General features: G+C 72.1%; 18 protein-coding genes. 15 read left to right on the top strand and 3 right to left on the bottom strand.

The window, feature by feature from the left end:
- Position 1 precedes the first annotated feature (1 nt).
- From H6H00_RS28805 to H6H00_RS28830, 6 genes are all read left to right on the top strand, one after another.
- Complete coding sequence (locus H6H00_RS28805) at positions 2 to 1,285, top strand: tyrosine-type recombinase/integrase (protein ID WP_185718777.1); 1,284 nt, start codon at positions 2 to 4, stop codon at positions 1,283 to 1,285.
- Between the two features lie 155 nt (positions 1,286 to 1,440).
- A complete protein-coding gene (locus H6H00_RS28810) occupies positions 1,441 to 3,273 on the top strand; it encodes an SNIPE associated domain-containing protein (protein ID WP_185718778.1) in 1,833 nt (610 codons plus the stop codon).
- A gap of 411 nt (positions 3,274 to 3,684) precedes the next feature.
- On the top strand, positions 3,685 to 3,966 hold the full coding sequence (locus H6H00_RS28815) for a metal-sensitive transcriptional regulator (protein ID WP_185718779.1): 282 nt from the start codon (positions 3,685 to 3,687) through the stop codon (positions 3,964 to 3,966).
- Positions 3,967 to 3,988: 22 nt separating this feature from the next.
- Positions 3,989 to 4,195: a heavy-metal-associated domain-containing protein gene (locus tag H6H00_RS28820; RefSeq protein WP_185718780.1), complete on the top strand. Its 207-nt coding sequence runs from the start codon at positions 3,989 to 3,991 to the stop codon at positions 4,193 to 4,195.
- 22 nt (positions 4,196 to 4,217) lie between these two features.
- On the top strand, positions 4,218 to 5,165 hold the full coding sequence (locus H6H00_RS28825) for a DUF8832 domain-containing protein (protein ID WP_185718781.1): 948 nt from the start codon (positions 4,218 to 4,220) through the stop codon (positions 5,163 to 5,165).
- Positions 5,166 to 5,181: 16 nt separating this feature from the next.
- Entirely contained in the window at positions 5,182 to 7,428 is a 2,247-nt protein-coding gene (locus H6H00_RS28830; RefSeq protein WP_185718782.1) for a heavy metal translocating P-type ATPase, read from the top strand.
- A 248-nt stretch (positions 7,429 to 7,676) separates the two neighbouring features.
- On the opposite strand, the gene H6H00_RS28835 is transcribed toward H6H00_RS28830, so the two are convergent.
- Positions 7,677 to 10,028 carry a penicillin-binding protein gene (locus tag H6H00_RS28835; protein ID WP_255425423.1) on the bottom strand — a complete coding sequence of 784 codons (2,352 nt, stop codon included), beginning with the start codon at positions 10,026 to 10,028 and terminating at the stop codon, positions 7,677 to 7,679.
- A gap of 518 nt (positions 10,029 to 10,546) precedes the next feature.
- Complete coding sequence (locus H6H00_RS28840) at positions 10,547 to 11,146, bottom strand: hypothetical protein (protein ID WP_185718783.1); 600 nt, start codon at positions 11,144 to 11,146, stop codon at positions 10,547 to 10,549.
- A 133-nt stretch (positions 11,147 to 11,279) separates the two neighbouring features.
- Here H6H00_RS28840 and lnt point away from each other — a divergent pair, with 133 nt between their 5' ends.
- The 6 genes from lnt (at position 11,280) to H6H00_RS28870 (ending at position 16,365) form a co-directional block, all read left to right on the top strand.
- Positions 11,280 to 12,755: an apolipoprotein N-acyltransferase gene (gene lnt / locus H6H00_RS28845; RefSeq protein ID WP_255425424.1), complete on the top strand. Its 1,476-nt coding sequence runs from the start codon at positions 11,280 to 11,282 to the stop codon at positions 12,753 to 12,755.
- Positions 12,752 to 13,366 carry a thioredoxin-like domain-containing protein gene (locus H6H00_RS28850; protein ID WP_185718784.1) on the top strand — a complete coding sequence of 205 codons (615 nt, stop codon included), beginning with the start codon at positions 12,752 to 12,754 and terminating at the stop codon, positions 13,364 to 13,366. The genes lnt and H6H00_RS28850 overlap by 4 nt, the downstream gene beginning before the upstream one ends.
- 15 nt (positions 13,367 to 13,381) lie before the next feature.
- A complete protein-coding gene (locus H6H00_RS28855) occupies positions 13,382 to 14,215 on the top strand; it encodes a F510_1955 family glycosylhydrolase (RefSeq protein ID WP_185718785.1) in 834 nt (277 codons plus the stop codon).
- A 79-nt stretch (positions 14,216 to 14,294) separates the two neighbouring features.
- Positions 14,295 to 14,939 carry a TlpA family protein disulfide reductase gene (locus H6H00_RS28860; protein ID WP_221775706.1) on the top strand — a complete coding sequence of 215 codons (645 nt, stop codon included), beginning with the start codon at positions 14,295 to 14,297 and terminating at the stop codon, positions 14,937 to 14,939.
- A complete protein-coding gene (locus H6H00_RS28865) occupies positions 14,936 to 15,709 on the top strand; it encodes a cytochrome c biogenesis CcdA family protein (protein ID WP_185718786.1) in 774 nt (257 codons plus the stop codon). The genes H6H00_RS28860 and H6H00_RS28865 overlap by 4 nt, the downstream gene beginning before the upstream one ends.
- Positions 15,706 to 16,365 (top strand): TlpA family protein disulfide reductase, encoded by a 660-nt coding sequence (locus H6H00_RS28870; protein WP_221775707.1) that lies wholly within the window; start codon positions 15,706 to 15,708, stop codon positions 16,363 to 16,365. The genes H6H00_RS28865 and H6H00_RS28870 overlap by 4 nt, the downstream gene beginning before the upstream one ends.
- Positions 16,366 to 16,377: 12 nt before the next feature.
- On the opposite strand, the gene H6H00_RS28875 is transcribed toward H6H00_RS28870, so the two are convergent.
- Positions 16,378 to 16,830: a L,D-transpeptidase gene (locus H6H00_RS28875; protein ID WP_185718787.1), complete on the bottom strand. Its 453-nt coding sequence runs from the start codon at positions 16,828 to 16,830 to the stop codon at positions 16,378 to 16,380.
- Between the two features lie 109 nt (positions 16,831 to 16,939).
- On the opposite strand from H6H00_RS28875, the gene H6H00_RS28880 reads away from it, so the two are divergent.
- The 3 genes from H6H00_RS28880 to H6H00_RS28890 all read left to right on the top strand — a co-directional run bounded on the left by H6H00_RS28880 (position 16,940) and on the right by H6H00_RS28890 (position 19,289).
- Positions 16,940 to 17,470 carry a hypothetical protein gene (locus H6H00_RS28880; protein WP_185718788.1) on the top strand — a complete coding sequence of 177 codons (531 nt, stop codon included), beginning with the start codon at positions 16,940 to 16,942 and terminating at the stop codon, positions 17,468 to 17,470.
- A gap of 362 nt (positions 17,471 to 17,832) precedes the next feature.
- Positions 17,833 to 18,276 (top strand): GNAT family N-acetyltransferase, encoded by a 444-nt coding sequence (locus H6H00_RS28885; RefSeq protein ID WP_185718789.1) that lies wholly within the window; start codon positions 17,833 to 17,835, stop codon positions 18,274 to 18,276.
- Positions 18,273 to 19,289, top strand: coding sequence for a hypothetical protein (locus H6H00_RS28890; protein WP_185718790.1), 1,017 nt, complete (start codon positions 18,273 to 18,275; stop codon positions 19,287 to 19,289). The genes H6H00_RS28885 and H6H00_RS28890 overlap by 4 nt, the downstream gene beginning before the upstream one ends.
- The last annotated feature ends 3 nt before the right edge of the window (positions 19,290 to 19,292 follow it).

The following is a 19,292-nucleotide window of genomic DNA, read 5'->3' on the forward strand; positions in this document are numbered from 1 at the left end:
CGTGGCCCACGTCAACGACGCCTGGTACGTCGAACGACGCCAGCCCGACGGCACCACCCGCCGGCAGAAGACGCCCCGGCACGGGCTGGGCAAGCGGTGGATCGTGCGCTGGCGCGACCACGCCGGCGAGGACCGCAAGCAGTTCTTCGACAGGAAGACCGACGCCGAGCAGGCCGCCGCCCGTCTCGACACCGAGCTCGCCCGCCGCACCTACGTCGACCCCCGCGCCGGTGAGATCGCCTTCCGCGACTACGCCGAGCAGTGGCGCCTGGGTCAGTTCGCCGACCCCAACACCGCCTACCAGGTCCGCGCCCGACTGCAGCTGCACGTCTACCCCAAGCTCGGGAACCTCGCGCTGCAGGTGATCACGCCGTCGCACATCCGCAGCTGGCTGCGCGGCCTCACCGTCTCGCTCAGCTACCAGCGCACCCTGTTCGCGAACGTCTCCCAGATCTTCACCGCCGCGGTCGCCGACGACATCCTCGCCAAGAACCCGTGCGTCAACCGCACCGTCCGCAAGCCCGTCGCCGACCCGCACCAGATCGTGCCGTGGACCGCGCAGCAGGTCACCGACGTCCACCGCGCCCTGCCCGACCGCTACGCGATCCTCGCGCTGCTCGCGGCCGGTACCGGCCTGCGCCAGGGCGAGATCCTCGCCCTGTCCGCCGCCGACCTCGACCTCGCGCGGCGCAGCATCCACGTCCGGCGCCAGATCAAGCTCACCCCCGGCAACCAGCCCTACTTCGCCCTGCCCAAGGGCCGCAAGATCCGCACCGTCCCGCTGCCCGACTCGGTCCGCGACGCACTCACGCAGCACCTCGACCGCTTCCCCGCCCGCACCGTCACCCTCGGCTGGGACGGCACCGACGGCAAGCCCACCACCGCCGACCTGATCCTCACCACCCGCGAGCGCAAGCCGGTCAACCGGCACTACTTCAACGCGAAGATCTGGAAACCCGCCCTCACCGCGGCCGGCATCGCGCCCACCCGCGAGAACGGCTGCCACGCGCTGCGCCACTACTACGCCAGCGTCCTGCTCGACGGCGGCGAGTCCATCAAGACCGTCAGCGAACGCCTCGGCCACGCCGACCCCGGCTTCACCCTGCGCACCTACACCCACCTGCTCCCCCAGAGCGACACCCGCACCCGCGACATCATCGACACCGCACTCCGGGCGCTACCTCCGAGGAAGCCGACGAGCAGCGCCTCCGTTGCGCACGTGCGGTACTCCTCCGGACCGACCAGGCCGCGACGCGCACCGGGCTACTTCGGTCCAGAGCGCTGAACGCCGATCAGGTACCCGTCGACCACACGAGGACCACGGGGCGACCACGGCCCGACCACCCACCGGTTCCTGACACCAGGTGAAACACCCTGAGCAACGGGTGCGATGGCAGGGGGATGGACGGTCACGATCCGTCGCACGAGGGGACGGACGGTATGGCGATCTTCGGGGGACGACGGCGCGCTGCGGACCTGGAGGTCGAGCTCGCCCGCGCCCACACGATGCTCGCCGAGCTCGGCGCCCTCGACCACGTCGAGCGCGCCGCCCGCCGCCAGGCCGCCGAGCAGCAGCTCGCCCAGGTCCTCGCCGAGGAGCACGCGGCCCGCCGCCGCGTCACCGACGCCGAGCTCGAGCTGGGCCAGCTGAAGTCGCTGCTGATCGAGACCCGTGACCAGGAACTGCTGCAGTCCGCCGGGGTCTACGAGTTCACCCACCCGCTGGAGAACTCCGTCGCGTTCAAGGACCGCCTCCAGCGGCTGCGCGCCGACATCAAGGCCGAGGTCACCGCCCGGCGCGCGGTCACCGGCAGCGTCGACTGGCAGGTCAACGGATCACGCCAGCAGGGCGCGAAGATGGTCAAGGACTTCTCGACCCTCATGCTGCGCGCCTACAACGCCGAGGCCGACAACTGCGTGCGCACCGTCCGCCCGCACACCCTCGCCAGCGTCTGCCAGCGCCTGGACAAGACCCAGCGCACCATCGCCAAGCTCGGCGCCACCATGTCCATCGCGGTCTCCCGGAGGTACCACGCGCTGCGGACCATGGAGATCGAGCTGACCGCCGACCACCTCGCCATGGTCGAGGCGGAGCGCGAACGCATCCGCGCCGAGAAGGAAGCCGCCCGCGAGGAGGAGCGCGCCCGCCGCGAGTACGAACGCGCCCGCGAAAAGCTGCTCAAGGAACAGGCCCACTACCGCACCGCCTACGACCGCATGCTCGCCCTGCCCTCCCCCGACCCCGCCGCGCTGACCGAACTGCGCGGCCAGCTCGAACGCATCGACATCGCCGCCGTCGAGGCCCGCGCGGCGAACACCCGAGCCGGCTACGTCTACGTCATCAGCAACATCGGCTCGTTCGGCGACCACGTCGTCAAGGTCGGCATGACCCGCCGCCTCGAGCCCATGGACCGCGTCCGCGAACTCGGCGACGCGTCCGTCCCCTTCCGCTTCAACGTCCACGCCCTCGTCTTCAGCGACGACGCCGTCGGCCTCGAAGGCCGCCTGCACGCCGACCTCGCCGACCGCCGCCTCAACAAGGTCAACCAGCACCGCGAGTTCTTCCGCACCACCCCCGCCGAGGTCCGCCAACTCCTCACCCGCGCGGCCGGCAGCCACCTGCTCGAGTACACCGAGACCGTCGAGGCCCTCGAATGGCGCGCCAGCGGCGCCACCACCACCGCCGCACCCGCACCGCCCATCCCCTCGCCGACACCACCGCCCACCGCGCCCGAGCCGGCGACCACACCACCGCCCACGGTCGACCACGACGGACCACGACTTCGCCCCGACGACCGCATCGCCCTCACCGCCACGCACCTACGCCTCGTGCTGCGCACCGACGACGACACCGAGGCCGACCCCGTCGCGTTCCTGCTCACCCACGCCGGCGAGGTCCGCACCGACGCCGACATGGTCTTCTACGGCCAACCCGACCACGACAGCGGCGCCATCACCCTCGCCGCCGACGAGACCGGCGCCGCCACCACCCTGCACCTCAACCCGCGCCAGATCCCCGCCGACATCACCGAGGTCCTCCTCGTCGCCCAACTCCCCGCCGACCTCACCGACCCCGGCTCGGCGGACCTGACCGACCTCGACACCGGCCGAACCCTCGGCCACCTCACCCTGCCCGCCACCGGCCCCACCGGCCTGATCCAGCTCGGCGCCCTGCAGCGCAGCGACGGACAGTGGCACCTCCAGATCGCTTCTTCGAGCCTCGACCACGACCTCGCCGCCCTCGCCGCCGCAGCCGGCGTCCAGGTCGACTGAGCCGCTCATCGACGATCACCGACGACGCCGCTGCTGGCGTGGTCATCTCGTGCACCGCGGCGACCACGCGGCGATCACGTCAGGCTCGGGAACGCCCCCGTTCCCGCCCTCCGAAGCCGGAAGGCAGCCTTCGGCATATCTCGCTGCCCTGTGGTCACCGAGCAACCAGCCGACCGAGACGGGTGCAGTCGAGCTACACGAAGAAGAGACGCGCACCGCCGACGCAGACGCGGCTGGACTGATCTCGCCGATTTGGCCCCGGTCGATTGGGCAAGGCCGCGGCCGCACAGGACCCGTGACATCGGGCCCACCTGGTAATTACAGGCGTCCCGACCCCACCCGCTCTGACGGCGCCCGCCTTGCCTACGCTACCCCCCTAGGGTATCTTCGCAGGAGAGGACAGGAGGACCGATGAACGGTTATGCGCAGGACAAGGATGCCTACCTCAAGCGGATGCGCCGTATCGAGGGGCAGGTCCGCGGCATCGCGAAGATGATCGAGGACGACAAGTACTGCATCGACGTGCTCACCCAGGTCTCCGCCGTCACCAAGGCCCTGGAGGCCGTGGCGCTGGGCCTGCTCGACGAGCACCTCAAGCACTGCGTCACCCAGGCCGTGGCCGAGGGGGGCGACATCGCCGACCAGAAGGTCGCCGAGGCCAGCGCCGCCATCGCACGGCTGGTCAAGTCCTGAATTCCGCGAGAAGAGGAACGAGATGAGCGAGACCACCTACACGGTGACCGGCATGACCTGCGAGCACTGCATCGCCTCGGTCACCGAGGAGATCAGCGAGATCGACGGCGTCACCGCCGTCGCGGTGGACCTACCCACCGGCGGGGTCACCGTCACCAGCACCACCCCGATCGACCAGGCCGACGTGCGCAACGCCGTCGAGGAAGCCGGCTACCGCCTCGCGGCATAGCCAGGAGGAACGGATCGAGGACATGAACACTGCAGCGAAGCTCTCCGCCTACGGTGTGGCGCTCGCCCTGCTCGTCACAGCAGGGTGGGCGACCGGAACCGCTGTCGGTCCCCTCACCACCGCGACCGCCGCACCCAGCGGCCACGGTGCGATGCCCGTCGGCGAGGACGCCGGGCACGGGGACGTACACAGCGGCACCGTCGCGGAGACCGCCACCGACCAGCCCGCCGGGTTGGCGTCGAGCAGGGGCGGCTACACCCTCACGCCCACCGACCCGACGCCCACCGATGGGACCTTCTCCTTCACCGTCACCGGCCCCGACGGCACCCCCGTCACGGCCTACGACGTCGAGCACGACAAGCGCATGCACCTCATCGTCGTTCGCCGCGACACCACCGGGTTCCAGCACGTGCATCCCGAGATGGCCCCCGACGGCACCTGGACCGTGCCGCTCGCCCTCCCGGCCGGCGGTTCCTACCGGGCCTTCGCCGACTTCGCGCCCAGCGGCGGGGAGCCGACCACGCTCGGGGTCGACATCGCCGCGCCGGGCCCGTTCGAGCCGGTCGAGCATGCGCCGAGCCGGACCGCGCAGGTCGACGGCTACACCGTCGAGCTCACCGGGGACCTGGTCCCCGGGCAGGCGTCGCCGGTGGCGTTGACCGTGAGCCGGGACGGCGTGCCGGTGACCGATCTGCAGCCCTACCTCGCCGCGTACGGCCATCTCGTGGCGCTGCGCGAGGGCGACCTCGCCTACCTGCACGTGCATCCGGACGGCGCACCGGGTGACGGCGTCACCCCGGCCGGGCCGCAGATCGAGTTCGTAGCCGAGGTCCCGACCGCAGGCAACTACCGGCTGTTCCTGGACTTCCAGCACGGCGACGTCGTCCGCACGGCGGAGTTCACCGTGCCGACCGGGGCCGCGACCGACCCAGCAGCCCCGGCGCACGCCACCGCCGGCCACGGCCACTGAGCGCGGAGGAGGAGACATGAGCACCCCGACCACCACCACCACCGACGTCGAGCTCGCGATCACCGGCATGACCTGCGCCTCGTGCGCCAACCGGATCGAGCGCAAGCTCAACAAGCTCGACGGCGTGACCGCCACGGTCAACTACGCCACCGAGAAGGCCAAGGTCACCTTCACCAACAGCGTCGACAGCCAGGACCTGCTCACCGCAGTCGAGCAGGCCGGCTACACCGCCCGGCTGCCCGAGGCGCCCAGCACCACCGAGAACGCCGGCGACGACGACGCCGAGGACGCTCCGGTGCGCGCCCTGCGCACCCGGCTCGTCATCAGCGCCGTCCTCGCCGTCCCGGTCATCGCCATGGCGATGATCCCCGCGCTGCAGTTCACCTACTGGCAGTGGCTCTCGCTCACCCTGGCCGCCCCGGTCGTGGTGTGGGGGGCGCTGCCGTTCCACCGCGCCGCGTGGACGAACCTGCGACACGGCGCGGCCACCATGGACACGCTGATCTCACTCGGCACCCTCGCCGCACTGGCCTGGTCGCTCTACGCGCTGTTCCTCGGCACCGCGGGCGTGCCGGGCATGACCCACCCGTTCGAACTGACGGTCGCGCCCTCGGACGGCGCGGGGAACATCTACCTCGAGGTCGCCGCGGGCGTCACGACGTTCATCCTGGCCGGGCGCTACTTCGAAGCCCGCTCCAAGCGCCGCGCCGGAGCCGCTCTGCGCGCCTTGCTGGAGATGGGCGCGAAGGACGTCGCCGTCCTGCGCGACGGGGCCGAGGTACGGATCCCGACCGCGCAGCTCGTCGTCGGTGACCGGTTCATCGTCCGCCCGGGCGAGAAGCTGGCCACCGACGGGGTCGTCGAGGAAGGCAGCTCGGCGGTCGATGCCTCGATGCTCACCGGCGAGTCCGTGCCGGTCGAGGTCCGACCCGGGGACGCCGTGGTCGGCGCCACCGTGAACGCCGGTGGGCGGCTCGTCGTCCGGGCCACCCGGATCGGCTCCGATACCCAGCTCGCCCAGATGGCGCGGCTCGTCGAGGACGCCCAGAACGGCAAGGCCGAGGTGCAGCGCCTGGCCGACCGGATCTCCGGGGTCTTCGTGCCGATCGTCATCGCCCTCGCCGCGACCACACTGGGTTTCTGGCTCGGTACCGGCGGCGGCGCGGCCGCGGCGTTCACAGCAGCCGTCGCTGTGCTGATCATCGCCTGCCCCTGCGCGCTGGGACTCGCCACACCCACCGCGCTGCTCGTCGGCACCGGCCGGGGCGCCCAGCTCGGCATCCTGATCAAGGGCCCGGAGGTGCTGGAGTCCACCCGCCGCGTCGACACCGTGGTGCTGGACAAGACCGGCACCGTCACCACCGGCCGGATGAGCCTGGTCGGCGTGCACACCACGGAGGACGAGGCCGAGGTACTGCGGCTGGCCGGGGCGCTGGAGAGCGCGTCGGAGCACCCCATCGCCGCGGCGGTGGCGGCCGGGGCGCGGGAGCGGGTCGGCGCACTGCCCGACGTCGAGGACTTCACCAACATCGAGGGTCTGGGCGTGCAGGGTGTGGTCGACGGGAACGCCGTGCTCGTCGGACGCCCGGCGCTGCTGGAGCAGTGGAGCCAGCCCCTCACCCCGGAGCTCGCCGCGGCCATGGAGGCCGCCGAGCAGCGCGGGCACACCGCGATCGCCGTCGCGTGGGACGGGCAGGCGCGGGCCGTGCTCGCCGTCGCCGACACCGTCAAACCCACCTCCGCGCAGGCGATCAGCCAGCTCCGGGCGCTCGGGCTCACCCCGGTGCTGCTCACCGGCGACAACGCGACGGTCGCCCGCACCGTCGCCGACGAGGTCGGGATCGACGAGGTGATCGCCGAGGTCCTGCCCGCCGACAAGCTCGACGTCGTCAAGCGGCTCCAGGACCAGGGCAAGGTCGTGGCCATGGTCGGCGACGGCGTCAACGACGCCGCCGCGCTCGCCCAGGCCGATCTCGGCCTGGCCATGGGCACCGGCACCGACGTCGCGATCGAGGCGAGCGACATCACGCTGGTCCGCGGTGACCTGCGCGCCGTCGGGGACGCCATCCGGCTCTCCCGCCGCACTCTCGCCACGATCAAGGGCAACCTGTTCTGGGCGTTCGCCTACAACGTGGCCGCGCTCCCACTGGCCGCGATGGGGCTGCTCAACCCCATGATCGCCGGTGCCGCCATGGCGTTCAGCTCGGTGTTCGTCGTCGCCAACAGCCTGCGGCTGCGCGGCTTCACCTCCCGAGCCGGTTAGACCCGCGTCTGACCACGTCGAACGCAGGATGTGCCCGGCTCTGCGGAGCCGGGCACATTCTCCTGCCTCGGTCCGACGACGGGTGACCCGGCGACGTCCCCACCTCACGACGAACGCAGGCGCGTCGCTCGTTCCGTACGAGCGGGACGCGGCACTGCTGCGTGCCACGGACGCCGCCCTGCGGCGTCGTCCGGCGCCGCGATCTCTGAGCTACTCACCTCTGCGGTGCACCTTCTGGCGCCGGACCGTCAACCCCCATCCACAGCGTCGCCGCTGTCGTCGGCGGGCGACGACTCGTCCTCTCCCTCAGCCGGGGGTTGGTCCCCCGGCGGGGCTGGCGGTGGCGGGACCTCGCCGGTGCTCACCGTCAGCACGATCGTCTCGCCAGGCAGCGCGGTGCCGCGCGGGCTCTGCCCGATGACGGTGCCGCGCGAGGACGCGTTGTCCTGCTCGCGGACGGTGACGATCCAGCCAGCCGACTCGAGCGTCGCGCGGGCGTCGTTCTCCCCGTCACCCACCACGTCGGGAACGCGGGACTCCGCGCCGCCCTCCAGGTACCGGTCCTGCACCGCGGGTAGCGGCGTCACCGGCTGGCCCTCCAGTAGCGGCGTCATCGTGCCGAACCACGTCTCGGCGGGGGTCTTGCCGCCGAAGATATTGCCGCGCGCACAGGCGAACGGGGAACCGGCCCCATCACAGAGCGCGTCGGGGCGATTGTCGTTGTCGTAGGTGATCACCGCACCCGACAGCTCCGGCACCACGCCGAGGAACGCCGCGGACTTGTTGGCCTGGGTAGTGCCGGTCTTGCCCGCCATCGGCCGGTCCCAGCCGACCTCACCGGCCGCCCGCGCCGCCGTGCCGCCCGGCAGGTCGTCGCGGCTCATCGCCGTCATCATCGCGTCGGCCAGACCGCGTTCGACGACCTGCTCGCACGGCGCCTCGGTGACCGGCACCGGGTTGCCGACGGAGTCGGTGATCGACGCGATCGGCGTCGGCGGGCACCACATGCCGCCGCTGGCCAGCGTCGCGCCGACGTTCGACAGCTCCAGCACGCTCGTCGGGCTCACGCCCAGGGTGAACGACGCCTGCCGCTGCGCCTTGGTGACCTCGGCGATCGAGCGGTCGGTCGGCTGGCCGGTGTTGGGGTCGACGAAGCGCTCCGTCGCCAGCGACCGCATGCCCAGGCGCACCGCCATGTCGACGACGTCGGGCACGCCGGTGAACTCCATCAGCTTGACGAACGCGGTGTTCGGCGACTGCGCGAGCGCGTCGGTGAGCGTCATGCGCTCCGCGTAGTTGCCGGAGTTCTGGACGGGCAGCGGGCGCCCGCCGCCGTCGACGTAGATCGGGGAGGCGTACCCGCTGGCCGGCACCGAGAGCTGGTAGTTGATGCCCAGCCCCTTCTCCAGCGCCGTGGCCGCGGTGAACGTCTTGTAGACCGAGCCCGCGCCGAGCGGGACCGGGATGTAGGGCAGCCCGTAGCTGGTCTCCAGCGCGTCGCCGTCGAGGCCGTAGACGCGGCTGGAGCCCATCGCGAGCACCTCGTGCCGGTCGGTGCCGGGCCGGACGGTGGCCATCACGTTGGCGACGTTCGGCTGGTCCGGCGGCACCTCGGCGGTGAGCGAGGCCTGCATGGCGTCGAGGACGGTGCGGTCGAGCGTGGTCTGGATGGTGTAGCCGCCGCGGCGGAGCTGCTCGGTGGAGAAGCCGGCCTCGGCGAGGTACTCCTGCACGTACTGGCAGAAGAACCCGGCCGAGCCCGCGCCGATGCAGCCGTTGGCCTGCGTGTTGAGCGGGGAGGCGATCCCCAGCGGCTGGGCCAGCGCGGCGTCGGCCTGCGTGGCGTCGATCATCTGCTGCTCCAGCATCTGCTGGATCACCAGGTTGCGCCGGTCGAGCGCGGCCTGCGGGTTCTGCACCGGGTCGGTCGCGGTGGTGCTGCGGACCATCCCGGCGAGCAGCGCGGCCTGCGGCACCGTCAGGTCGGCGGGGGTCACGCCGAAGTACGTGCGCGCGGCGGAGGCGATGCCGGCGGCGCCGTTGCCGAACGGGACGATGTTGAGGTAGCGGGTGAGGATCTCGTCCTTGCTCAGCGACTGCTCGAGCTGCAGCGCGATCTGGGCTTCCTTCAGCTTGCGCGCCGGGGTCTGCTCGGTGGCCTTGAGCCGCTCGGTCTCGGTCTGCGCGTCGACGTAGAGCAGGTAGTTCTTGACGTACTGCTGCGTCAGCGTCGAGGCGCCCTGCTCGATGCTGCCCGACACCGAGTTGGTGACGACGGCGCGCACCGTGCCCTGCCAGTCGACGCCCTGGTGCTGGTAGAACCGGCGGTCCTCGACGGCGACGATCGCGGCCTTCATGGCCGGGGAGATCTCGTCGGAGGTGACCGAGCGGCGGTTCTGGTCCGGGACGAACAGCTGCGCGATCGTGTTGCCCGCGTTGTCGGTGACGATGGTGGTCTGGGGCAGCGGCTGGTCGAGGACCTCGGTGGACACGCTGCCGACGCTGTCGCTGGCGTCGTTGGCGACGAGCCCGAGCCCGATGGCGGCCGGGAACGCGATGCCGGCTGCGACGATTCCGCCGAGCAGACTGAGACCCAGCAACAGCCCGGTGAGACGCACGAGACGCCGTGGGCCTTGCGACCAGACTTCCCCTGAATCCGGCGGTCCGATCCGACCCCGCACGATCGGCGACGATGATACGCGCCTGACAACGGTCCGACGTACCTGCGTCAGGCGGTTCACGTCGATCCCGTTGCTGGATCACGATCGCGGTCGGCGGCGGGAACCGTCGACTCGTGAGGGATGTGCTCGTCCTGCTCAGCCCCAGCCGATCGCGCACGTCGATCAGGATCAGTGAGATGCGCAGCCGCGATCAGGAGCACGAGTATGAAGATCACACCGAACACCGCGACGGCCACCCACCCCCCACTGCCATCGTTACCGACCGGGTGTGCTGCGAGTATTCGTGTATACATGTACAGCTCGCTCCATGCTCAATAATGATCCAATAAATAATGAATGCAAGGGAGTAGTCGCCTGCACAGTCGCACGTCACCAGGCAAAAGAGACCCCAGCGCGCGACGGACCACCACTGTCCGCCCAGAGGCCAGCGTCGAGGATCAGGCCACGAAGCGGGGCGGCGGACCTCGCAGAGCCACCATTCCTGGTCGATATCGACTGATCAGTCGGCTCGCGGCCGGTGCGCGACGCACCACCGCCGTCGACGCCCTGGTACACGCGAATGATGACGTGGTTCTCGCGACTCGAATGACGCCGACCACTGCAGAAACGATCTGGTCACTGAACGAGACAACCCCGACGATCACAGTCGCAATGACGATCTGCGTGATCATGACTGCGATATCCGCATGACCGATCTGCTGCCCGACTCCGTGCTCGACCTGCGCGTGCGGACCGTACTCGGCCGCAATGTGGAGCGCGGGTTGCGACGCAGCGCACGCACCGAGAGCGCGCATCAAACCGTAGGAGCTGCCCATCAGGTGCAGCCTCGTCGCGGCCACCAGTGCGGTGACGGCAACGAGCGTCAGCACATGCAGCGGCGCCTCGTCCGTCAGCAGGTCGGCAGCCAAGGCCAGCGAGCAGGACAAGCCCACAGCAACACGGCGCGAGCGAGAGCAGAGCGCCGGATCGAAGACCGCTCGGCTCACCTTCACGACATTACGGCCCTTCTCCGGCTCCGGGCAGCGCAGCCCGGTCATGCACCTGGACAGGTACGGCGTCCCACCTGAGCTGTCTCTCGCTGGATACCGGGCGTCAACTTCTACAGAGCCTAGTAGATACTGGGCGGGCAGGACCTGACATCCGGGGGGACTCATCCGCACGTTGCCGCAGTTGATCCGGCGCAGGACCGAGCTGGTTCCGTCGCGCCCGGCCCTTCCCGTCCCCCTTTCCCTCGCTCTGGCGGTTCTGGCCGGAGGTCTGTGGGCTCTGGCGGCGTCCCCCCGCGAATGGTGGCCCTTGCTCCCGCTCGGTGCGGCCGTCCTGACGTTCGCGTTGCACGGTCGGACCGTGCGCGGGCGGTTGCTGGTGGGGGCCGTCGCCGGCGCCGTTCTGTACGGGACGACGCTCGGCTGGATCGGTGGCTTCGCGCTCGCCGGGTACCTGGCGATCGCGCTCGTCGAGACGCTGATGCTGGCCGCGGCCCTTGCGCTCGTCCCGACCACCCGACCCGGGGGGATCTGGGCACTGCCCGGCTCACTGGTGCTGCTGGAGGCGGTGCAGACCCGGTTCCCGTTCGACGGTTTCCCGCTGCCCGCCTTGGTGCACTCGCAGCTCGACGGACCGTTCGCGTGGGCGGCACCGCTCGGCGGGTCGCCGCTGGTGACGGCGTGCGCCGCGACGGCGGGTGTCGCGCTGGCCGCGCTCGTGCTGGCGCGGCGACGCGCACGGGTCGTCGCAGCAGCGTTGGTCGTGGCCGCGCTCCCGGTCGCGGTGGGAACCCTGGTCGACACCACGGACAGCGGGACACTGGACGTCGCGGTCGTCCAGGGCGGCGGCCCGCGTGGCCTGCGTGCGGTGTTCACAGACCCCCAGGACACCACCGACCGCCAGTTCGCGGTGGCCGAACGGATCACCGGCTCCCCCGACCTGGTCGTGCTGCCGGAGACGGTGATCAGCGTGACCGGCACGGTGGCCGGCTCGGCCGGGGACCTCCGCACCGCCGCGCTCGCCCGCCGCCTGGGCGCCTCCGTCGTGGTCGGGGTGGTGGAGAACCAGGGCACCGGGTTCCGCAACGCCGCCGTGCTGTGGGGTCCAGACGGGGAGATCCTGGGCCGCTACGAGAAGGAGCACCGCGTCCCGTTCGGGGAGTACATTCCCGGCCGCGAGCTACTGGAACGGGTCACCGACCTGACTGCTCTGGTCCCGCGCGACGCGATCCCCGGCGAGGGCACCGCGCTGCTGGACTCGCCGGTCGGGCCGCTCGGCGTCGTCATCTCCTACGAGGTGCTCTTCGCCGACCGTGTGCGCGAGGCCGTCACCGCGGGCGGCGAGATCGTGCTCGTGCCGACGAACGCGGCGTCCTACGTCACCGAGGACGTCCCGGCGATCGAGGTGGCCGGCGCCCGGATGCGCGCACTGGAGTTCGGGCGCACCGTGCTGCAGTCCGCCCCCACCGGTTACTCGGTGATCGTCCTGCCCGACGGGAGAGTGGTCGAGCAGAGCGTCCTCGGTGACCCGGCGCTGCTGCGGGCCGACGTACCGCTGCGCACCGGCCTGACGCCCTACGCGCGCACCGGGGACCTGCCGGTGTTCATTCTGGCCGCGGTGGCGCTGCTGCTGCCGGTGCTGCGGGGCAGGCGGCGATGAGCGAGCAGCAGCCCGCCGGGCGGTGGTCGCGGTGGGCCGGCCCGCTGGTCATGCTCGTGGCCGCGGGGTCCTTCGGTTCGGTCGTGGTGGGAATGCTGCTGCCGTCGGCGGCGGAGCGGGAGCTCGCGGCCCTGCGCCCGACCGAGCAGCTCCGGGACCCGTCGACGGCAATCCCGGGCGTCATCGTCGAACCGGTGCCGACGCATGAGCACGACGTACCCGGAGCGGAGCCGGTCCTCGAGCCCGGCCGGCCGCCGACGGGCGGTTCACACGGCCCGCGCGCCGCCCCCTGCGACGGCGTCACCTCGCCCGGCCCGGTCGACCCGGCGGAGGCCGTGCACGCGCTGGAGCACGGCGCGGTGTGGGTCACCTATAACCCGGGGCTGCTGCGAGCGGACACCGTGCGACAGCTCGGCTTCCGTGTTACCGACGGTGACGATCTCTTGTTGTCGCCCTTCCCCGGGCTCGGCGCGCCGTTGTCGCTGCAGTCCTGGGGCCATCGCCTGGTCCTGGACACCCCCGCCGACCCCCGGTTCGAGCAGTTCCTCGTCGCACTGGCCGGCAACCCGTTCCTCGTCCCCGAACCCGACGCCGGCTGCCCGCCGGCCTGACCGAACCGGAGAACCATGCCGCACCGCTTCCGGACCATCACCGCCCTGGCGCTCGCAGGGGTCGCCGTGACCGCCTGCTCCTCCCCTGGCGCCACTGCCCCGGCCGCGGACGGGCCGGTCTTCGAGCACGTGCACGGCGTCGGGACCGACCCGGCCGACGGGACCGTCTACGTCGCCTCGCACGACGGGCTGTTCCGCAGCGGTCCCGACGGGCTGGTCCCGGCCGGTGCGGCCGGTCGCGACCTGATGGGCTTCACCGTTGCCGGGCCCAGCCGGTTCCTCTCCAGTGGCCACCCCGCCCCGGACGACTCGCTGCCCGAACCAATCGGGCTCGCGGAGAGCACCGACGGCGGCGCGACCTGGACGCCGCTGTCGCTGACCGGTGAGGTCGACTTCCACGCCCTCGAGGTCGCCGGTGATTCCGTGTACGGCTACGACGCCACCAACGGTCTCCTGCGCGCCAGCACCGACGGCGGGCGGACCTGGGAGGACCGGGCCGCCGTCGAGGCGCTGGACATAGCGGTCGAAACCGGTACCGGTCAGCGGGTGCTGGCGACGGTGCAGGGCGGTACCGCGCTGAGCACCGACGGCGGACGCACCTTCGCACCGCCGACCGGACCGCAGCTCGCGTACGTGTCGTGGGCGCCCGACGGCACGGTGTACGGCCTCGACCTGGACAGCGCTGTACACACCAGTACCGACGCCGGCGCCACCTGGACCACCACGGGCACGGTCCCGGGCGGCCGACCCCAGGCCGTTACAGCTACTTCGGACGAACTGCTGGCTGCAACCGCCGGCGGCGTACACCGCTCCACCGACGACGGAGCCACCTTCACACCCGTCGTCTGACGCTCCGACCCCGGCCACCCCGCTGGTGAACCAGCTTCTTCTACAACGCATAGTAGTAATGACCCCACTCGGAGGTGCCATGCAGCCCGTCCCATTCCGTCGCCTGCGCGGCCGAGTCACGACTGCGCTGGTGGTGGCGTTGCTCGTGGCGATGAGCGGCTGCAGCTTCAGCCGGCCGGACGGCTCTGCACCCAGCCAGGCCGCCGAGTTCACCTTCGTCGCCCCCGGGGGACAGACCCGCATCCTCTACGACCCGCCGGACTCCCGTGGAACGGTGAGTGGGCTGTCCGGGGAGAGCCTCCTCGAACCCGGTTCGACGATCGGCCTGGACGACTACCCGGGCCAGGTAGTCGTGCTCAACCTCTGGGGCGCCTGGTGCGGCCCCTGCCGCGAGGAGATGCCCGGGCTGCAGCAGATCCACGACCAGATGCAGCCACAGGGCGTCACCCTGCTCGGCATCGACGTGCGCGACAGCGCCGACGCCGCCCGCGACTTCATGGCCGACCGGGACATCACCTACCCCTCCATCTACGACAACCCCGGACGCTCGCTGCTGGCATTGAGCGGGTTCCCCCGCAGCACGGTGCCCTCGACGATCGTGCTCGACCGCCAGCACCGCGTCGCAGCCGTGTTCCTCACCGCGGTCCGGGTTTCCGAGCTGCTGCCCGTGGTGCAGCGCGTCGCCGCCGAGGAACCGGCACCGGCCGGCGGGGGCGGGACGTGAACGGGCTCACCGAGCTCGCGGTCTCCGGCCCGCTCCTGGTCGCCGTCGCGCTGGCCCTGGCCGCGGGGTCGATCTCCTTCGCCTCCCCCTGCTGCCTGCCGCTAGTGCCCGGTTACGTCGGCTATCTGGCCGGGCTGGTCGGTGACGAGGGCGTCTCCGGGGACGGGGTCGGGACCCGGACCGGCCGGTGGCGGGTCGCCGGGGCCGCACTGCTGTTCGTCGGCGGATTCACCGTCGTGTTCACCGCCGGAGTGCTGCTCGTGCTCGGACTCTCGGACTGGCTGGTCGGCAACGAGCTGCTGCTGCAACGGATCGGCGGGGTCGTCACGATCGCGATGGGCCTGGTGTTCCTCGGGTTCGTCCCGGCCCTGCAGCGCGACGTCCGGATCCACCACGTCCCGCGGGTCGGGCTGGCCGGCGCCCCGGTCCTCGGCGCGGTGTACGGGCTGGGCTGGACCCCATGCCTCGGCCCGACCCTGACCGGGGTGATCGCCCTGGCCACCGGCACCCAGGTCGGTCCGTCGACCGCCCGCGGGGTCGTGCTGGTGCTGGCGTACTGCGCCGGGTTGGGCGTGCCGTTCGTCCTCATCGCGTTGGGCACCGGCTGGGCCGCACGCACCGCCGGCTGGCTGCGCCGCCACATCCGGGGCGTGCAGATCGCCGGAGGGGTCATGCTCGTCCTGCTCGGCGCCCTGCTGGTGACCGGGGCGTGGGGCGAGTTCGTGGCGTGGATGCGCGGACCCATCGCCGGCTACACCCTCCCGTTGTGAGCCGGACGGTGAGTTCGGAGCTGCGGTGGACGGTGCTGGTCGTCGTACTCACCGTCGCCGGGGTGGTCGCGTTGTGGCCGCGACCCGACGCCTACCCCGACACGTCGGCCGACCCGCGGCCGGTCACGGCCGAGCGGGTCGCGGAACGGCACGACGACGCCGCCCTCGGCCCGGCGCGGGCCGCAGCCGCGTTACCGCCTTGTCCCGACCCCTCGGGCGTGTCCGTCCCCCCGGGCGCATTGGCCGACGTCGTCGTGCCCTGCCTCGGCGAGATCGGTGCCGTACCACTAGGTGCCGTGCTCGCCGGGCGGCCGGTCCTGCTCAATCTGTGGGCGTCCTGGTGCGTGCCGTGCCGCGAGGAGATCCCCGTGCTCGACGCCTACGCCGCGCAGCCGGACGCGATCGACGTGCTCGGCGTCGTCGTGCGCGACCGACCCGCCGACGCCCTGGCGATGGCCGACGAGCTCGACCCGGGCTATCCCTCGGTGCTCGATCCAGACAACGCCGTGCAGGCCGCCCTGGGCACGCCACCCGTCCTGCCGACCAACTGGGTGGTGCGCCCCGACGGCTCGGCGGTGCGGGTCACCGATCCGCTGGTGTTCCGCGACCCCGACCAGGTCGCCGCCGCGGTGGAGGCCGCCCTCGCCGGGCCGTAACCCAGTTCGGGCTCAGCGCACCTGCACCTCGTCGCCGACCTGCAGCGTGTCGAAGAACGGCGGGGCGTCGGCGGCCGGAAGGCGGATGCACCCGGCCGAGGGATGGTCGATGGGTCCCTCGTGGAAGGCGATCCCGCCGGGCGCGAAGAAGACCGAGTACGGCATGGGCGTGCCGAACTCGCCGCTGACGTGGTCGATGTGCTTCCACTCCACCCCGAAGGTGCCGGTCGGGGTCTCCCGGCCCGGCCCCCCCGAGCTAATCGGCACCGGACCGCGCACCACCCGACCGCCGGTGAGCAGCCACGCCTGCTGCCGTCCGAGGTCGACGCAGGCCTCGGCCGTTGCCGTGCACGGCGTTCCCGGCACCACGGCTGCACCGGTCTCGTCGGCCGCTCCGACGGCGGTGAACGTCGCCAGACTGATCGCGGTCAACGCGATCGCCGCGTAGGTCGAGTAGTGCCTCATCACGTCCTGCTTCCTTCGACGACACTGCGTACAACTGCCCAAGTACGTAGTTGGTGACGGGGCCGGGTACCGTCGGGAACGTCCGGCTGTGCGAGAGGAGTCCCGGCGCGTGCGACCAGCGTGGTGCGATCCGGCTGCAGCCGCCGGCGCGGCCGCGATCGCCGGCGCGGTCGCGGTCGGAGCCGACATCGCCGCCGGCGGTACGGCGACACACACCGTGGCACTGGGCCTGCTCGCGCTGATGCTCGGCGCGCTGCGGCTGCGCACGGCCGGACGTGCGCGTGCCGCGAACGCGGCGGCGACCGCCGCCCTACTGAGCCAGCCCGTGCTGCACGCCATGACGACGTTCGTGCCGCCCGGCTCGGCTGCCGCGGACGCCCCGCACACACTGTTGGAGACGCCGGTGACCCTGGGGCAGCTGCTCCTGGCCGCCGTGGTCGTCATGTCGGTGGCGAGCGTCGAGCCGCTGCTCCACCGCTGTCTGCGGTGGCGGCCACGGACTGTCCTCAGGTCCTTCTCGCGACGGTCGGTCGACGTCACCCTTCCCGCGCCACCGGAACTCACCTGCCGTCACAGACAGCGCGCCTCCGGGCAGCAATTTCGGCTCCGGGCACCGCCCGTCCCGCCCGTCACGACCTGAACGCGCTCCACCTCCGGGGCGCGCACCGCCCCGTGATCCGTGTGGAGTCCGCTGTGCCCAGCACCTTGCCCGTCCCCGCGCCCCGTTCCGTGCCGGTACCCCAACCCCGCTCCCTACCTCGTGGCGCCCGATCATCGGCGGCAGCACCCTGCCCGTCCGCGGTCACCGTCCGGCGGGCGACGTCCGGCGACGTCCGCGCCATGGCCCGGCTACACGTCGACCAGCTACCAGTCGGGCTCTTCCCCTCGCTCGGAGCCTGTTTCGTAGCCCGGTGGCATCAGGCCCACATCGACAGCGAGCACGGCGTCGCCCTCATCTGCCACGAACCGACAGACGACGGGGTACAGGTCGCAGGGTTCCTCGTGGGGGCGGTCGACCGGGGGGCGTTCCGGGTCGAGCTGCTCACGCGGCACCGGCGCGCCCTGCTGATGTTCGGCGCCGGCGCTCTGCTCGTCCGGCCGCGTGTACTGGCACGGTTCCTGCGTACCCGTTCGACCGCCTACCTGCGACGGCTCCGCCGCCCGCGTATCGCCGGCGCCACACCCGGTACCGCGGTCGCCGACCTCACCGCGATCGCGGTCGCCCCGCGACTGCACCGCGGAGGCGCCGGGCGGGCCCTGACCGCGGAGTTCCTGCGGATCTGCGCCGCCGGCGGCGCGACCCACGTCGAGGTCGTGGCCGACGGCGCCGCGAGCGGCTTCTACGAGCGGACCGGATGGCGGTGCGGCCGGACAGCCACCGCCCGCGACGGTCGCTCCCTGCGCTGGTTCTCGGTGGACCTCCGCGACGGGGGCCGGGACCGGTGACCCGCCGGATCGGCGTCGTCGCGGTCGGGATCCTGCTCGCCGCAGCCGCGGTGCTCGGTGGCGTCGTCATCGCCGACGCATCCGGGGCCGACGGTCCGCCCCGGACGAGCACCCCACCCGCACCGCAGCCCACCCCCGCCGAAGTGCCCGCCCCTCTACCGGCTGACCCGGACGCCTTCGATGCGGCCCCGTTCGACGTCACCCCAGAGATCAAGGTGACCGCGGTCCGCTTCGTGCAGTCCGTCGGGACGTGGTCGCCGTCGTCCCCCGCGGCTGCGTCGGAGCGGCTGGCCGCCGCCGGCTACCCGGCGGACCTCGTCGTCGTCGCCGGACCGCTGCTCGACGAGAGCGCGTCGTCCGCGACCACGCAGGTCGTCTACCCGCAGTACGGGGGGCTGACCGACGCGACGGCGAGCGTCATGGTGCTCGCCCGGCAGGAACTGCGGGACAGCACCGGCGCCCGTGAGCGCGAGGTCCTGCTCGACGTGCGACTCGCCCGGCAGGCGGACGGCGCCTGGGAGGTCACCTCGCGGATCGAACCGGCGCGTCCCGCCTACGCCGAGGCCCGACCGGGCTGCCCGACCGAGCGCGGCGGGCAGGTGCTCGAGGCCCCGGGGATCGAGCTGCCCGGGCCGGCGCGCGACGACATCGTCGAACGCCGCGCCGGGGACCCGATCCTCTCGGTGCTCGCCACGCTGGCGCAGACCTGGGACCTGGACGTGCAGGTACTCGTCAGCGGCCACCCCGGCACCGTCTTCCCGACCACCCGCATCTCGAACCACACCGTCGGCCGAGCCGTCGATGTGCGCGCGATCGACGGGAGACTGGTCGCAGCGATCCCCCGGGACGACCCGGCGCTGACCGCGTTCATGGCGGCGGCCGGGGCGGCGGGTGCGACCGAGGTCGGCGGACCCGTCCTCCCCGCCGGGACCGGGTTCTTCACCGACGCGGTCCATCAGGACCACATCCACGTCGGCATCACGCCCACGAAGCCGCCGGCGTCGGGCTCCTGAAGG

The sequence above is a fragment of the Pseudonocardia petroleophila genome, from assembly GCF_014235185.1.
GTDB lineage: Bacteria > Actinomycetota > Actinomycetes > Mycobacteriales > Pseudonocardiaceae > Pseudonocardia > Pseudonocardia petroleophila.

What these genes read in the sequence shown, in the direction of transcription:
- H6H00_RS28810 (WP_185718778.1), top strand. Translation starts at nt 1,441, where the DNA reads ATGGCGATCTTCGGGGGACGACGGCGCGCTGCGGACCTGGAGGTCGAG.
- H6H00_RS28815 (WP_185718779.1), top strand. Translation starts at nt 3,685, where the DNA reads ATGAACGGTTATGCGCAGGACAAGGATGCCTACCTCAAGCGGATGCGC.
- H6H00_RS28820 (WP_185718780.1), top strand. Translation starts at nt 3,989, where the DNA reads ATGAGCGAGACCACCTACACGGTGACCGGCATGACCTGCGAGCACTGC.
- H6H00_RS28825 (WP_185718781.1), top strand. Translation starts at nt 4,218, where the DNA reads ATGAACACTGCAGCGAAGCTCTCCGCCTACGGTGTGGCGCTCGCCCTG.
- H6H00_RS28830 (WP_185718782.1), top strand. Translation starts at nt 5,182, where the DNA reads ATGAGCACCCCGACCACCACCACCACCGACGTCGAGCTCGCGATCACC.
- H6H00_RS28840 (WP_185718783.1), bottom strand. Translation starts at nt 11,146, where the DNA reads ATGACCGGGCTGCGCTGCCCGGAGCCGGAGAAGGGCCGTAATGTCGTG.
- H6H00_RS28850 (WP_185718784.1), top strand. Translation starts at nt 12,752, where the DNA reads ATGAGCGAGCAGCAGCCCGCCGGGCGGTGGTCGCGGTGGGCCGGCCCG.
- H6H00_RS28855 (WP_185718785.1), top strand. Translation starts at nt 13,382, where the DNA reads ATGCCGCACCGCTTCCGGACCATCACCGCCCTGGCGCTCGCAGGGGTC.
- H6H00_RS28860 (WP_221775706.1), top strand. Translation starts at nt 14,295, where the DNA reads ATGCAGCCCGTCCCATTCCGTCGCCTGCGCGGCCGAGTCACGACTGCG.
- H6H00_RS28875 (WP_185718787.1), bottom strand. Translation starts at nt 16,830, where the DNA reads ATGAGGCACTACTCGACCTACGCGGCGATCGCGTTGACCGCGATCAGT.